We start from the raw sequence: 14,638 nt of genomic DNA on the forward strand, positions 1-14,638 counted from the left end.
CGGCGCAACCCCCGGGCGGGTGGGTCCCTGGTGATCCGCCCGCCCGGGCGCGTGCCCGGCGGTGTCGGTGCCCGGTCCTATGCTGGCCGTCGAGGCGTGGGGAAGGCGGCTGACGACGTGGCGACGAGCGGCGCGAGGAAGCGGGCGGGGGCGGCCCCGCTGGCCGGCGGGGCGGCGCTGACGGGCCGGGCGGCGCTGACCGGCGCGGAGGCGCTCGCGCTGCGGATGGCCAGCCTGCTGCTGCGCCCCCACCCCACGGCCCGCCCGAAGGACGTGGCCGGCGTCGTCGAGTGGTTCGGCGCGATGCAGGCGCAGGACGCGGCGAGCGGCCTGTGGTCGCTCGGGCTGCGGCTGCCCGGCTGGACGCAGGCCGACGTGCAGGACGCGCTGGAGCGGCGGGAGGCGCTGCGCACCTGGCCGATGCGGGGCACCGTGCACCTCGTCCCGTCCCGCGACGCCCGCTGGATGCTCGAGGTCACCGGCGTGCGCGCCCTGGCCGCGGCCGGGCCGCGCCGGGCGTTCCTCGGGCTCAGCCTGGAAGAGGCCGACCGGGCCGCCGACGTGCTCGGCGAGGCGTTGACCGGCGGTGTGCGGATGACCCGCTCGCAGTGCCAGGCCACCCTCCACGCGGCCGGCATCGACACCGCCGGGCAGCGCGGCTACCACCTGCTGTGGTACGTGGCGCAAAAGGGCGTGACCTGCATCGCCCCGCACGTCGGCACCGAGCAGACCTTCGCGCTGCTCGACGAGTGGGTGCCCGACCCGCACCGCCCCGACCGCGACGAGGCCCTCGGCATCCTGGCGCTGCGCTACTTCCGCAGTCACGGTCCCACCACCCGGCAGGACTTCGCCGGCTGGACGGGCCTGACGGCAGCCGACGCCAAGCGGGGCATCGCCGCCGCCGGTGACGCGCTCGCCACGGTGACGGTCGACGGGGTCGAGGCGGTGGCCGATCCGGCCCTGCTCGACGCGCCCCGCGCCCCGGTCGACGACGTGCACACCCTGCCCGGCTTCGACGAGTACCTGCTGGGTTTCAAGGACCGGTCGCTGATGCTCGCCCCGGAGCACAAGCAGGCGGTCATCCCCGGCGGCAACGGAGTGTTCCAGTCGACGGTGGTGCACGGCGGCCGGGTCGCCGGCACCTGGAAGCGGACGCTGGGCAAGACCAAGGTGAAGGTGGCGGTGCGCCCGCTGGTCGACCTCGACGCCGCGACCCGGGGGCGGGTGGACGCGGCGTTGGCGGCGTACGCGGCCTTCGTCGGGTTGCCAGCGGCCGTCGCGTGGTCCGAGGGGGTCTAGTTCGCGGAGAGCCGCTCCAGCTACGCGGAAGTCGACCACGGGTGGCCCCCGGTCGGACCGCCACCGGGCTCCGGCCACGGGACAACCCGGGTCGGAGCCCGTTCGGCGCACTGGGCCCACGCCCATGCCGCCGTGGGCCCGCCGCGCAGGTCAGGAGCCCCCGAGCGCGCCGGACGCCCGCCCCTCGTGCAGGGTCAGGTTGCGGCCGGTGCCCGGGTCGAACAGGTGGATCTTCTCCAGGTTGAACCAGACCCGGCGGTCCTCGCCCTCGCGTACCGTCGACTCGGCCGACAGCCGGGTGACCAGGCTGGCTCCGCCGCCGGTGAAGTCGGCCCCGGCGTCGGCGGCCAACTCCTCCAGCTCGGCGGCGCTGGCCCGCTCCCCCTCCAGGGTGAAGTAGACGTACTTGTCGGAGCCCATGGACTCGACGATGTCGACCGGCGCGGTGAACTCCGCGCCCCGGCGGCGGGTGTCGTCGTCGACGAGTTCGGCGTCCTCGAAGTGCTCGGGGCGGATGCCGAGGATCAGCTCGCGTGGGGCGTCGCCGGCCTCCAGTTCGCGGCGGATCCGCTCGCCGATCGGCACGTCGCCGATGGCGGTACGCAGCTTCCCGTCGGAGACGGCGGCGTGCAGGAAGTTCATCGACGGGGAGCCGATGAAGCCGGCCACGAAGAGGTTGCGTGGGTGGTCGTAGAGCTCCTGCGGCGGGCCGACCTGCTGGATCGAGCCGCCCCGCATGATCACCACCCGGTCGCCGAGGGTCATCGCCTCGGTCTGGTCGTGGGTGACGTAGACGGTGGTGGTGCCGAGCTGCTTCTGCAACCGGGACACGACCGTGCGCATCTGCACCCGCAGCTTCGCGTCCAGGTTGGACAGCGGCTCGTCCATCAGGAACGCCTTGGGCTGGCGGACGATCGCCCGGCCCATCGCCACCCGCTGCCGCTGGCCGCCGGAGAGGTTGGCCGGCTTGCGGTCCAGCAGCGGGGTCAGCTCCAGGACCTTCGCCGCCTCGTCGACCTTGGCGTCGATGGTTTGCCTGTCGAGCTTGGCCAGTCGCAGCGGGAACGCCATGTTCTCCCGGACGGTCATGTTCGGGTAGAGCGCGTACGACTGGAACACCATCGCGATGTCCCGGTCCCGGGGGGCCTTGTCGTTGACCCGCTGGCCGCCGATGCGCAGCTCACCGGAGCTGATGTCCTCCAGCCCGGCGATCATGTTGAGGGTGGTGGACTTCCCGCAGCCGGACGGGCCGACCAGGATGACGAACTCGCCATCGGCGATCTCCAGGTCCACGTTCTGCACCGCCACGGTCCCGTCCGGGAACCGCTTGCTCACCTTGTCCAACACGATGTCAGCCATGCCTACAACCACCTATCCCTTGACTGCGCCGGAGGTCAGGCCGGAGACGATGCGGCGCTGGAAGAAGAGCACGAATGCGACGATCGGTACGGTGATCACCACGGCGGCGGCGCAGATGGCCCCGGTGGGGTCCTCGAACTGCGACTCGCCGGTGAAGAACGACAGCGCCACCGGCACCGTGCGGGCCCGCTCGGTGGAGGTGAGCGTGATGGCGAACAGGAAGTCGTTCCAGCAGAAGATGAAGACCAGGATCGCCGTGGTGAACAGCCCCGGCGCGGCCAACGGGGCGATGACCCGCCGGAACGCCTGGCCCTGCGTCGCGCCGTCCATCTTCGCCGCCTTCTCCAGGTCCCACGGGATCTGCTTGAAGAACGCCGACAGCGTGTAGATCGCCAGCGGCAGCGCGAAGGTGATGTACGGCAGGATCAGCCCCGGCCAGGTGTCGAACAGCCCGAGCTGCCGCTCGATCTCGAACAGCGGCGACACCAGCGACACCTGCGGGAACATCGCGATCAGCAGGGCGACGCCGACGAGCAGCTTCTTGCCGGGAAAGTCCAGCCGGGAGATCGCGTACGCGGCCATCGCGCCGAGCACCACCGCGACGAGCGTGGCGATGAGCGCGATGCCGACCGAGTTGACCAGGGCCCGGACGAACTGGTCGGTGTCGAAGATCGACCGGTAGTTGTCCAGCGTCCACTCCCGGGGCCAGAATCTGCCGTCGGTGAGGGTGGCCGGGGTCTTGAACGACAGCGAGGCGATCCAGAGCACCGGGACCAGCGCGAAGACGACGACGATGACGTCCAGCAGACCCCAGCGCAGCTTCGCCCGCGTGGTGGTGTCGGCCATGTCAGCGCCTCTCCCCATCGTCGCTGCCCGGGGCAGCGGTGCCGAACAGCTTCACGAAGACGAACGCGATGGCCGCCACGGTGAGGAAGATCAGCACGGACATCGTCGACCCGATGCCGAGGTTCAGGCCCCGGATCAGGTTGTTGTAGGCGAGCATCGACACCGACGAGGTCTCGTTGCCACCGGCGGTGAGCACGTAGATGTTGTCGAACACCCGGAACGCGTCGAGCGTGCGGAACAGCAGGGCGACCAGGATCGCCGGCTTCATCACCGGCAGCATGACCCTGGTGAACCGCTGCCACGCGGTCGCCCCGTCGGTGGACGCCGCCTTGAGCAGGTCCTCCGGCACCAGGGCGAGGCCGGCCATCAGCAGCAACGCCATGAACGGAGTGGTCTTCCAGATCTCCGCGAGCATGACGATCGCCAGGGAGCTGGCCCGCTCGGTCAGCGGCGCGCCGTCGCTGAACAGGTTCGCCAGGTAGCCGGTGCCCGGCGTCCAGGCGTACCGCCAGGAGAAGGCGGCGACGACCGTGACGATCCCGTACGGGATGAGCGCGGCGGTGCGGACGATGCCCCGACCGACCAGCGTCCGATGCATGATCAGCGCCAGCCCCATGCCGAGCGCCAGCTCGACCGCGACGGTGACGACGGTGATCAGCATGGTGACCCCGAACGCGGTCCACCAGAACTCGTTGGTCAGCACCGTCACGTAGTTCTCCAGCCCGATGAACTCGCGCTGGTCGGGAAAGCGCAGGTCGTAGCGCTGCAACGACAGCCAGATCGAGTAGCCGATCGGGTACGCCGTGACCAGCACCATGACCAGCGCGGCGGGAGCGCAGAGCAGCCAGCCGAGCTTGCGTTCGGCCCGCTTGTTCTCGCTGAGTGCGGTCTTGCCCAGGCGGCGGCCGGCGCGCTGGGCGGGCACGAGCGCCGGCAGGACCGGCTCACTCCTCACGCTCACGGTGCCTCCTTCGTTCGCGACTGCGGGGCTCGCAGGACCGGCTCACTCCTCACGCTCACGGCAGCACCCCCTTCGACTCCAGGGCGTCGGCGATGGCGTCGCGCAGCTCGTCGGCGGTCTGCTCGGGGCGGATCGCCGACGGCGGCGACAGGATCGCCGACATCACGGTGGAGATGCTCTGGTACGCCGGGGTCAGCGGGCGCGTCGCCGGCTCCTTCAGCTCCTCCAGGATGGTCTCCTTCATCGGGTACGCCTCGTCCATCTCCGGGTCGTCGTAGACCTGCTCGATGGTCGGTGGCACGCCGTCGTTGACGGCGGAGAACCTCTGGTTCCTCGCGTTGCGGAGGCACCTGGCGGCCTCGAAGGACTCCGCCGGGTGCGTCGAGTACGCGCTGACGGCCAGGTTGACGCCGCCGATGGTGACCTTGCTCGGGGTGTCGGCGTCGATCCCCGGCACCCGCGCCCACTTCACCTTCCTCGCCAGCTCCGGGTCGGCCTCCTGCAAGGCCGGGTAGACGAAGGGCCAGTTCACCTGGAACGCGCCGCCGCCGGACTGGAACTCCAGCCGGACGGGGTCCTCGGTGGCGTTGCTGAACGACGGCGACGTCACGCCGGACGTGGCGAAGCGCCGGAGCTGGTCGAGCGCGGTGACCGTGCCGGCGTCCATCACCGCCTGCTTGCCGTCGTCGCTGAGAATCTTGCCGCCCGCGCTCTCGGCGAGGGTGTTGTAGAGCACGACGAGCCCCTCGTACTGGGCGCCCATGGTGAGCACCTGGTAGGGCTTGCCCTGCGCCTTCAGGTCCTGGGCCTGCTTGATCATGTCGTCCCAGGTCTTCGGCGGCTGTGGCACCAGGTCGGTGCGGTACCACAGGAGCTGCACGTTGGTGTTCTTCGGCGCGCCGTACAGCTTGCCCTGGTACCGGGCGGTGTCCAGCGGCCCGGCGAGGGTGCCCTGCTCCACGTCGGCCCGGTCCTGCCCGGTCCACTCCCGGATCCAGTCCGCGCTGGCGAACTCCTGGGTCCAGGTGACGTCGAGGCCGAGCACGTCCATCCCGGTGTCCCCGGCGGCGAGCCGACGGACCAGTTGCACCCGCTGGTCGTCGGCTTGACGCGGAAGCACCCGGTAGGCGATGCGGTAGCGCCCCTGGGCCTCGGCGTTGCAGTCGTCGACGACCTTCTGCAGGTTCTGCTCGGGCGGGTAGTACAGGTTGATGGTGGGCGTACCGCCGTCGCCGCCGGAGCCGCACGCGGCCAGCGGCGCGACCAGCGCGAGCGCGGCGGCGACGGCCCCCGCCCGGGCCGCGGGTCGACGCCGATGTCGGGCCGATTCTGCCATCGTCCTCCCCCTCTCTTCGGCGAAGATCCGGGGAGGTCACCCGTGCCCCGGCGCACGGCGAGACGGCCGGGCGAGGGCCGGCGACCACCGGCCCGTCCCGGGCGCTTCGTGCGGGGAACACTGCCCGACCTGCGAAGCCGCGAAACCTGACCGCAACAGGTGTCACCCCGGGCGGCCTCCGCTTCGGCCGCCGGGCCGCCGATCGCGCCACGTGTCCGGTTCGTCCGCCGGCGACGGCCGCTGGGACGAGGCGGTACGCGGGTCGCACGGGAGTCCGTCGGGCGCGGGCCGGCCGGGACAACGTGCCTCCGGCCGGTCACGACACGTACGCGCGGAGGCTACCGGGCATCCGCCGGTTCGACTAGCGTTTGCCTGGAGTTCCCCCGACTCAGCTGCCAGCGCGTCGCCGTCGAAGTCGATACGCCTCCGGCCGACCCCTGCCTGCCCGATCGGTGGGTAATCGAGCGAACCCCCCGCTGCCGGTTCACCCGTTGGGCAGGATCGTTGACGACGAGGAGGTGCCGTCGTGCAGGACACCCGCGCTCTCGCCCTGACATTCGAGGTGAGCGGCCTGCCCCCGGTGAAGACCGAGGCCCTGTCCATCTTCGCCGCCGGGCACCGGCAGGCGACGAGAGTCCGGGCCCTGCTCCTGGCGGCCTGCTCGGCGGCCCAGCGCACCGGCTGGACCCCGCTGGGCGGGCCGGTGGAGGTGGAGCTGACCCTGCGCTGTCCGCCGGGGCACCGCACCTCCGACGCCAGCACCCTGCTCGGCGGAGTCTGCGCGGTGCTGCAGGACAAGAAGAGGGTCGCCACCATCGGCCTGACCCACCTCGGGGTCCTCGCCGACGTCGCCCTCTACACCGACGACCGGCAGATCCGCCGGCTGTCGTACCTGGAGGAACCGGCGGAGGAGTTCTCCTACCGGGTGCGGGTGGCCGCCATGCCAACCGTGGTTTGACCGACGCGCGCGGTGGGGTACCGCCGACGCCGACGAAGGGAGCGTTGATGTCGGAGCCACATGTCACGCTCGACCCGAACGGGCTCGACCCCGTGCAGCGGAAGCTGCGGGGCCCGCTGGAGGACCAGCTGACCTCGGCCCTGCAGGCGGCCACGGAGCGGATCCGGTCGAGTTTCGCGGGCGAGCCGGTGGAGCAGGTCTGTCAGCGGCTGCTGGACGAGACGCGGTCCGGGCTACACCCGGACATCGCGGCCGGTTTCCAGCCGGACATGGACGAGTTCTGCCGGGTGGCGGTGGCGATCGTCCGGGGCGAGATCTCCTGACCGCCGGTCGAGACGCCACCCGCTCCACGATCGACGGCGTCGACCCGACGGGCGGCCACGATGCTTGATCGGCGCGGCAGGCGGCCCACGGCGTCGCCCCCGTGGGCGGACACGGGTCAGGACCGGGTCCGCAGTTCCCCGGCCCTGACCCACCGGCCGTCCGGTGTGGCAGCGGAATCGCGCCGGTGAACGCGTGAGCGGACCATGCCGCCCACGCTGGGGCTCACCCGCGACGATGCGGCCCGCCTGCACTCAGCTCCACGGTGCGCCACCGCCGGACTTCGGCGCGTTCCCGACTCACCCGAAGAGCCGCGAACGCCGGTTCAGGTTAGGCAGCGCGGCGCAGGCGGAACAACCTGTCCCGGCCATTCATGGCCGCGATTGTCGGCAGATCCCAAATCCGGCAGCAGGCCGTAACACGAGCCACCGCGCCGACGCTGTTCTGCATCGGAGCAGGTGCGCCCGGCGGGCGTGTCGAGCGCGCCCAGAACGGGCGTGTCGAGCGCGCCCAGAACGCGAGAAACGGGCGCGTCGAGCGGGTGAGAACGTCAGAAGTGCCGGAGCAGGTCTTCGAACGTGGCCAGCCGGAGCACGCCGGTGTCGGTCGGGTCGAGGTCGTCGTGCTCCAGCACCCAGGTGTTCTCGTTCGGGATGAACACCGCCCACATGCCGGCGGCCCGGGCCGGCAGGATGTCCGACCGCGGCGAGTTGCCGATCATCCAGGCGGCGCCCGGGTCGAAGCCGTGCTCCCCGGCGAGCCACCGGTAGGTGTCGACGTTCTTCTCCGGCACGACGTGCGCGGCGTGGAAGTGGTGCAGCAGCCCGGAGGCGTCGAGCTTGCGCTGCTGCTCCTCCCGGTCGCCCTTGGTGAGCAGCAGCAGCCGGTGCCGCTCGGCCAGCGCGTCGAGCGTCGCGGCCACCCCGGGCATCAGTTCGACCTGGTGGTTGACCAGCGCCTCGGCCAGGGCATCGATCTGGCGGCGCTCCGCGGCGGAGACGGGCCGCTCCCGCAGCCGCTCCAGGCACTCGCCCAGGCTGCGCAGGAAGACCTTGCTGCCGTACCCGTGGACGACCGCGTTGGCCCGCTCGATGTCGTCGAGGATGGCCCGGATCTCCGCCCGGTCCAGCGTCGGGTGGTCCAGCCACGCGAGGAAGTCGTCGATGACCCGCTCGAAGACGACGTTGTTCTCCCACAGCGTGTCGTCGGCGTCGAAGACCAGCACCTGCGCGTTCCGCCGGCCCGTCGTGCCCTGCCGCATCGCTTCCCCCTCCCGCTGGGCCCGGACACCGTACTGCGGATGGCGCGGCGCGGTCACGCCGATTCCGCCGGGCCGGTGGGCCCGCGGCGCAGGGTGAGGATCAGGTCGGCGACCAGGGCCGTCCAGCCCGTCTGGTGCCACGCCCCCAGCCCCGCGCCGTTGTCGCCGTGGAAGTACTCCGGGAAGCTGATCAGGTCCCGCCAGTCGGGGTGGGTCTGGAAGAGCTGGGCGGCCCCGTAGATGGGCCGCCGGCCCCAGCCGTCCCTGGTGAACAGCGAGATCAACCGCGCGGAGAGGTCATCGGCGATCTCGTTGAGGGTCCGCTTCACCCCCGAGCGGGTCGGATACTCGACCTGGAGGTCGTCGCCGAAGAAGGCCGCGTAGTCGCGCAACGCGCTGATCAGCAGGAAGTTGGTCGGCATCCAGATCGGGCCGCGCCAGTTGGAGTTGCCGCCGAACAGGCCGCTGGTCGACTCGGCCGGCTCGTAGCCGACGCTGAACTCCTGGCCGCCGAGGGTGACGGTGAACGGCTTGTCCAGGTGGGCACGGCTGAGCGTGCGCAGGCCGTACTCGGAGAGGAACTCCTCGGTGTCGAGCATCCGGGCCAGCATGCGGACCACCTTCTCCGGGCCGACCATGGTCAACAGCCGCTGCTGGCGGCCGTCCGGGCCGATCCGGCGGGCGCCGATCACGGCGGCGTACTCGGGCCGGTGGGTGAGGAACCAACGCAGCCGGGCTCCCAGCTCGGGCAGGCGGCGCAGCGTACGCGCGGTGAGCCGGGTGGTGGCCGCCAGCGGCAGCAGGCCCACCACCGAGCGGACCTTCAGCGGCACCTGGCTGCCGTCGGCCAGCCGCAGCACGTCGTAGAAGAACGCGTCCTCCTCGTCCCAGAGCCCCTGGTCGTACGCGGCGGCGGCGATGTAGGCGAAGTGCTCGAAGAACTTGGTGGCGGTGTCGACCCACGTCCGGTCGTGTTCGGCGAGCACGATGGCGATGTCGAGCAGGTTGAGCGCGTACATGGCCATCCAGCCGGTGCCGTCGGACTGCTCCAGCGTCCCGGCCACCGGCAGCGCCGCCGAGCGGTCGAACGGGCCGACGTTGTCCAGCCCGAGGAAACCGCCCTCGAAGACGTTGTTGCCGCCGGTGTCCTTGCGGTTGACCCACCAGGTGAAGTTGAGCAACAGCTTGTGCATGACCCGGGCCAGGAACTCGTGGTCGCGGGAGCCGTCGATCTCGAAGACCTTCAGCACGGCCCACGCGTGCACGGGCGGGTTGACATCGCCGAACGCCCACTCGTACGCCGGAATCTGCCCGTTGGGGTGCAGGTACCACTCGCGCAGCAGGAGCAGTAGCTGCGACTTGGCGAAGCCCGGATCGACGCGGGCGATGCTGACGCAGTGGAAGGCCAGGTCCCAGGCCGCGTACCAGGGGTACTCCCACGGGTCGGGCATGGAGATCACGTCGAAGCTGGTCATGTGCCACCAGTGGCTGTTGCGCCCGTGCCGGCGGCCGGCCGGAGGCGTGGAGCCGGGGTCGCCCTCCAGCCACCGCTTCACGTCGAAGTGGTAGAACTGCTTGCCCCACATCAGCCCGGCGATGGCCTGCCGGGCGACGAGGGCCTCGTCGGCGGTGGCGGTGGCCGGGACGACACCGTCGAAGAACCGGTTCGCCTCGGCCCGCCGCGCCCACACCAGCGCGTCGAAGCCGGCACCCAGGTCGGCGGCCGGCGGCGGCGTCCCGCCAGGCGGCGGCGCGGTGCGGGTCAGCCGCAGCCGGATCTGCCGGTGCCCGCCGGCCGGCACGTCGAGCACGTAGTGCAGCGCGCCCTTGGTCCCCTCCCGCTCGGGGTTGACCGTCGCCGCGCCGTTCACCACGTGGTCGTTGATCCCGTCCTTGGGGTACGCCGAGCGGCCGGGCAGCCCCCAGAGCCGCTCGGCGTTGGTGTCGTTGTCGCAGAGCAGCGGCACCGGGTCGCCGTCGCCCTCCAGCAGGATCTGGCCGAGCACCCAGTGCTCGCCGACGAGCCGGGCGCCGACGCCGGCCCCGGCGGCGGAGCCGACGAGCCGGGGCACCCGGTCCCCGCCGGGCAGGCCCCACGCCCACGTGTTGCGGAACCACAGCGACGGCAGCACGTGCAGCCGCTCGGCGGTGTCGCCCCGGTTGGCGACGGTCACCACGACGCACATGTCCGTCGGGGACGCCTTGGCGTAGTCGACGGTCACCGCCCAGTACCGGTCGTCGTCGAAGATCCCCGTGTCGACCAGCTCGTACTCGGTGTCGTCGCGGCCACGCAGCGCGTTGACGGCGACCAGTTCGTCGTACGGGAAGGCGGCCTGCGGATAGTGGTAGCGCCACCGCATCCAGGAGTGGGTGGGCGTGGAGTCCAGGTACCACCAGTACTCCTTGGCGTCCTCGCCGTGGTTGCCGCCGTCGCCGCCGAGGCCGAACATCCGCTCCTTGAGGATCGGGTCGCGCCCGTTCCACAGGGCGAGGGCGAAGCAGAACGTCTGCCGGTCGTCGCAGACGCCCGCCATGCCGTCCTCGCTCCACCGGTAGGCTCTGGACCGCGCGTGGTCGTGGGGGAAGTAGTCCCACGCCGTGCCGTGCTCGCTGTAGTCCTCCCGTACCGTCCCCCACGCCCGCTCGGACAGATAGGGACCCCATGCGCGCCAGTCCTGCTCCCCGGAGTCTGCCTGGGCGAGCCGGAGCCGTTCGGCGTCGGGTGCGGGCGCGGAGGAGGGGGGCATGTCGGTGATCACGTGCCTATCTTCGGTGCCGCCGGGGTACTTCACCACAGCGGCCATTCTCGTCGTGGTGTGTTACACCTCGCGCCGCTGGAGGAAAGTTGATCGACATTCGTTTCGGTCCGCAGATTTGCGGGGAGCTGACCGGCGGAGCCACCAGGGAGTGGCTGGTCCCGGACGGCCTGGGCGGGTACGCCATGGGCACCGTGAGCGGGCTGCGCACCCGCCGCTACCACGGGTTGCTGGTGGTTGCCGGCCAGACCCCGGCCTCCCGGAACGTGGGACTGGTCAGTCTCGACCCGGCGGTCACCCTCCCCTCGGGCGCGCGGCTGCGCCTCGGCGCGCACGAGTGGTCCTCCGGCGACGTCGACCCGCGCGGCTTTGAGCTGCTGGAACGCTTCGACTTGACCGACGGGCTGCCGCGCTGGCGGTGGCGGATCGGCGACGTGGTGATCGAGCGCGAGCTGGCGATGGCGTACGGGCGCTCGTGTGTGGCGGTGGTGCACCGGCTGGTCTCCGGCGGGCCGGTCCGCCTCGACCTGTCGGCGGCCTGCACCTGGCGCGACGCGCACGGCGAGCGGCGCGCCGACGGTCCCGCGCCCCGGGTCGAACCGGTGGACGGCGGCGCGGTGGTGGAGGGCACGTTCCGCCTCGCCGGGCCGGACTGGGCCCCCGAGGGGCAGTGGTGGCTCGGGGTGCACCACCGCGAGGAGGCGGCTCGGGGCCTGCACCCGGACGACGACATCTTCCACGCCGGGCGGTTCTGCGGCACGCTGGAGCGCCCCGGCGACACGGTGTCGGTGCTGGCCTGGGCGGGAGACCTGACCACCGCGCCGCCCCCGGCGGAGCAGATCGTCGCGGCGGCCCGGCGGCGCAGCCGGCAGGTGGTAGCACGGGCCATGCCGGCGGACGCCGTCGAGGCCACCCTCGCGCTGGCCGCCGACGCGTTCGTCGTACGCACCGCCGCCGGCCCGGACGTGGTCGCCGGCTACCCGTGGTTCGGCGCGTGGTCACGGGACACCATGACCTCGTACGAGGGGTTGTTCCTGTGCGCGAACCGGGCCGACGAGGGGCGGGAGCTGCTGCGGGCGTACGCGGCGAGCCTGTCGGAGGGGATGCTCGCCAACACGGCCGACACCGGGCAGGTGGAGTACAACACGGTCGACGCCGCGCTGTGGTTCCTGCACGCGGTGAGCCGGCACGTCACCGTCACCGGGGACACCGACCTCGGCGACGAGCTGCTGCCGGCGCTGCGCGGGGTGGTCGACGCGTACCTGGCCGGCACCCGGTACGGCATCGCCGTCGACCCGGCCGACGGCCTGGTCACCCAGGGCGGCAGCCCGGGCACGGCGCTGACCTGGATGGACGCCCGGGTGTACGGGGTGCCGGTCACCCCGCGCACGGGCAAGCCGGTGGAGGTCAACGCGCTGTGGGTCAACGGGCTCGCGGGGCTGGCCGAGCTGACGGAGCTGGCCGGGGCCGACGCCGCCGAGCTGTGGCGGCTGCACGCCCGGGCCACCGCGTCGTTCGCCGCGCGCTTTCCCTCCCCGGTCGGCTGGCTGCACGACGTGGTGGACGCGCCCGCGCCGGCCTACCCGCTGGGCGGCGCGCCGTTCCACGACGACGACCTGCTGCGCCCGAACCAGCTACTGGCCTGGTCGCTGCCGTACGCGCCGCTGGAGCCCGACGAGCCGACGCTGCGCCGGGTCGCCGCCGGGCTGCTCACCCCGCTGGGGCCGCGCAGCCTCTCCCCCGACTCGCCCGGCTACGTCGGCCGGCACCGGGGCGGCCCGGCCGAGCGGGACGGCGGCTACCACCAGGGCACGGTGTGGCCGTGGCTGCTCGGGCCGTACGTGGACGCGGCCCGGCGGGCGAAGCTGCCGGTGGACGACCTGTTCGTCGGCGTGGAGGCACACCTGACCGAGCACGGGCTGGGGTCGGTCAGCGAGACGGCCGACGGGGCGGCCCCGCACGCGGCGACGGGCTGCCCGTTCCAGGCGTGGTCGGTCGCGGAGGTGCTGCGCGCGCGCCGGGTCCGCCGGTAGCGCTTTACATCCCCGCAACGGTGACGTCTCCGCCGGTTATCCGGCCGGGGGCAGGATTGGCCGAAGATCCAGGGCTCGTCGGCGGCACCCGGTCTGCGGGTGTGGCCGGCGCGCGCGCCGGGGACAACTCAAAGGGGGCCGCATGTCACCTGACGCCAAAGTGATCGACATCAACCCCGCCCGGCACCAGCGGGTGCTCATCCTCTCCTGGGAGTATCCGCCGGTGCTCGTCGGCGGCCTCGGCCGCCACGTGCACGCCCTCTCCGTCGCCCTCGCCGCCGCCGGCCACGAGGTCACCGTCGTCACCCGCCACGCCGAGGGCGCACCCCTGGAGGAGTACGCCGACGGCGTCCGCGTCCTACGCGCCGCCGAGGACCCGGTCACCTTCCCCCTGGCCACCGGCAGCCTCCTGGCCTGGACCATGGCCTTCAACCACACCCTCACCCGCGCCGCCCTGCGCGCCACCGAATCCGCCACCTACGACGTCATCCACGCCCACGACTGGCTCGTCGCGCACACCGCGATCACCCTCGCCGAGTACCTGGACCTGCCGCTGGTGACCACGATCCACGCCACGGAGGCGGGCCGGCACCAGGGCTGGCTGCCGGAGGAGATGAACCGCACCATCCACGGCGTCGAACACTGGATCAGCGGCGAGTCGACCCGGGTGATCGCCTGCTCCGGGTACATGCGCGACCAGATCACCCGCCTGTTCGACGTGCCGGCCGCCCGCGTGGACGTGGTGGCCAACGGGGTGGACGACCGGGCCTGGCGGGCCCGCCCCCGGGCGGTCGCCTCGGCGCGGGCCCGGTTCGCCGGTGACGGTCCCCTGGTCGGGTACGCGGGCCGGCTGGTCTACGAAAAGGGCGTGCAGCACCTGATGCACGCGGTGCCGTACCTGCGCGAGCGGCACCCGGGGCTGCGGGTGGTGATCGCCGGCGACGGCCCGTACCGGCAGGAGTTGGTGGAGCAGGCGCACCGGCTGCACCTGGGCGACACCGTGCGCTTCACCGGCTTCCTGGACTCCACCCAGCTCCCGGCCATGCTGGCCGCCACCGACGCCACCGTCGTGCCTAGCCTCTACGAGCCGTTCGGCATGGTCGCCCTGGAGGCCGCCGCAGCCGGCGCTCCGCTGGCGGTCGCCTCGACGGGCGGGCTCGCCGAGATCGTCGAGCCCGGGGTCACCGGGGTGACCTTCCCGCACAGCGACCCGGGCGCACTGGCGGGCGCGGTCGACCGGCTCATCGGCGACGAGGTCTTCGCCCGCCGGGTGGCCCGCCGGGCCCGGACGATGGTCAGCGAGCGGTACGGCTGGGCGACCATCGCCGCCCACACCGCGAGCAGCTACACGGCGGCCCGCCGCGAGCACGGCTCGTTCCAGGCCCGCCGGGCGGCGAGCCGGCTGGGCGCGGGGCGGCCCCGGATCGCCATTCCGGAGGGTAACCTGCTGACCGCCGGGCACGCCGCCTGCTGACGCTTCCCCGACCTGACGTCCGATAGGTCGTCGC

Annotated in this window: 11 protein-coding genes; 5 read left to right on the forward strand and 6 right to left on the reverse strand. The window is 72.4% G+C overall.

The annotated features are described in order from the left end of the window. Positions 1 to 225 precede the first annotated feature (225 nt). Positions 226 to 1,299, forward strand: coding sequence for a winged helix DNA-binding domain-containing protein (locus MCAG_RS33445; RefSeq protein WP_198141715.1), 1,074 nt, complete (start codon positions 226 to 228; stop codon positions 1,297 to 1,299). 150 nt (positions 1,300 to 1,449) lie between these two features. Here MCAG_RS33445 and MCAG_RS05175 read toward each other — a convergent pair whose 3' ends face one another. Genes MCAG_RS05175 through MCAG_RS05190 form a run of 4 tightly spaced genes read right to left on the reverse strand, consistent with a single transcriptional unit; the run spans position 1,450 to position 5,801 of the window. Beyond that, on the reverse strand, positions 1,450 to 2,658 hold the full coding sequence (locus MCAG_RS05175; RefSeq protein ID WP_007071918.1) for an ABC transporter ATP-binding protein: 1,209 nt from the start codon (positions 2,656 to 2,658) through the stop codon (positions 1,450 to 1,452). A gap of 12 nt (positions 2,659 to 2,670) precedes the next feature. Continuing rightward, a complete protein-coding gene (locus tag MCAG_RS05180) occupies positions 2,671 to 3,504 on the reverse strand; it encodes a carbohydrate ABC transporter permease (protein ID WP_036372407.1) in 834 nt (277 codons plus the stop codon). Between the two features lies 1 nt (position 3,505). Then, positions 3,506 to 4,465, reverse strand: coding sequence for a carbohydrate ABC transporter permease (locus MCAG_RS05185; RefSeq protein WP_007071920.1), 960 nt, complete (start codon positions 4,463 to 4,465; stop codon positions 3,506 to 3,508). 55 nt (positions 4,466 to 4,520) lie between these two features. Continuing rightward, complete coding sequence (locus MCAG_RS05190; RefSeq protein ID WP_007071921.1) at positions 4,521 to 5,801, reverse strand: ABC transporter substrate-binding protein; 1,281 nt, start codon at positions 5,799 to 5,801, stop codon at positions 4,521 to 4,523. A 526-nt stretch (positions 5,802 to 6,327) separates the two neighbouring features. Between MCAG_RS05190 and MCAG_RS05195 the strand changes: the two genes are divergently transcribed. After that, on the forward strand, positions 6,328 to 6,759 hold the full coding sequence (locus tag MCAG_RS05195) for a hypothetical protein (RefSeq protein ID WP_007071922.1): 432 nt from the start codon (positions 6,328 to 6,330) through the stop codon (positions 6,757 to 6,759). 47 nt (positions 6,760 to 6,806) lie between these two features. Further along, positions 6,807 to 7,082 (forward strand): hypothetical protein, encoded by a 276-nt coding sequence (locus MCAG_RS05200; RefSeq protein WP_007071923.1) that lies wholly within the window; start codon positions 6,807 to 6,809, stop codon positions 7,080 to 7,082. 548 nt (positions 7,083 to 7,630) lie between these two features. Here MCAG_RS05200 and MCAG_RS05205 read toward each other — a convergent pair. Together MCAG_RS05205 and MCAG_RS05210 are read right to left on the reverse strand one after the other, a co-directional pair. After that, positions 7,631 to 8,341, reverse strand: a complete 711-nt coding sequence (locus tag MCAG_RS05205; RefSeq protein WP_007071924.1) for an HAD family hydrolase — start codon at positions 8,339 to 8,341, stop codon at positions 7,631 to 7,633. 53 nt (positions 8,342 to 8,394) lie between these two features. Further along, positions 8,395 to 11,145: a glucosidase gene (locus tag MCAG_RS05210; protein WP_036372409.1), complete on the reverse strand. Its 2,751-nt coding sequence runs from the start codon at positions 11,143 to 11,145 to the stop codon at positions 8,395 to 8,397. Positions 11,146 to 11,186: 41 nt separating this feature from the next. Between MCAG_RS05210 and MCAG_RS05215 the strand changes: the two genes are divergently transcribed. Both MCAG_RS05215 and MCAG_RS05220 read left to right on the forward strand, forming a co-directional pair. Continuing rightward, positions 11,187 to 13,130 (forward strand): amylo-alpha-1,6-glucosidase, encoded by a 1,944-nt coding sequence (locus MCAG_RS05215; RefSeq protein ID WP_007071926.1) that lies wholly within the window; start codon positions 11,187 to 11,189, stop codon positions 13,128 to 13,130. A gap of 142 nt (positions 13,131 to 13,272) precedes the next feature. After that, positions 13,273 to 14,604: a glycosyltransferase family 4 protein gene (locus MCAG_RS05220; RefSeq protein ID WP_007071927.1), complete on the forward strand. Its 1,332-nt coding sequence runs from the start codon at positions 13,273 to 13,275 to the stop codon at positions 14,602 to 14,604. Positions 14,605 to 14,638 lie beyond the last annotated feature (34 nt).

It is taken from the genome of Micromonospora sp. ATCC 39149 (assembly GCF_000158815.1).
Taxonomy (GTDB): Bacteria; Actinomycetota; Actinomycetes; order Mycobacteriales; family Micromonosporaceae; genus Micromonospora.

Bases quoted from the DNA above. Each gene is read 5' to 3' on its own strand.
- MCAG_RS33445 (WP_198141715.1), top strand. From the start codon at position 226: ATGGCCAGCCTGCTGCTGCGCCCCCACCCCACGGCCCGCCCGAAGGAC.
- MCAG_RS05175 (WP_007071918.1), bottom strand. From the start codon at position 2,658: ATGGCTGACATCGTGTTGGACAAGGTGAGCAAGCGGTTCCCGGACGGG.
- MCAG_RS05180 (WP_036372407.1), bottom strand. From the start codon at position 3,504: ATGGCCGACACCACCACGCGGGCGAAGCTGCGCTGGGGTCTGCTGGAC.
- MCAG_RS05190 (WP_007071921.1), bottom strand. From the start codon at position 5,801: ATGGCAGAATCGGCCCGACATCGGCGTCGACCCGCGGCCCGGGCGGGG.
- MCAG_RS05200 (WP_007071923.1), top strand. From the start codon at position 6,807: ATGTCGGAGCCACATGTCACGCTCGACCCGAACGGGCTCGACCCCGTG.
- MCAG_RS05205 (WP_007071924.1), bottom strand. From the start codon at position 8,341: ATGCGGCAGGGCACGACGGGCCGGCGGAACGCGCAGGTGCTGGTCTTC.
- MCAG_RS05210 (WP_036372409.1), bottom strand. From the start codon at position 11,145: ATGGCCGCTGTGGTGAAGTACCCCGGCGGCACCGAAGATAGGCACGTG.
- MCAG_RS05220 (WP_007071927.1), top strand. From the start codon at position 13,273: ATGTCACCTGACGCCAAAGTGATCGACATCAACCCCGCCCGGCACCAG.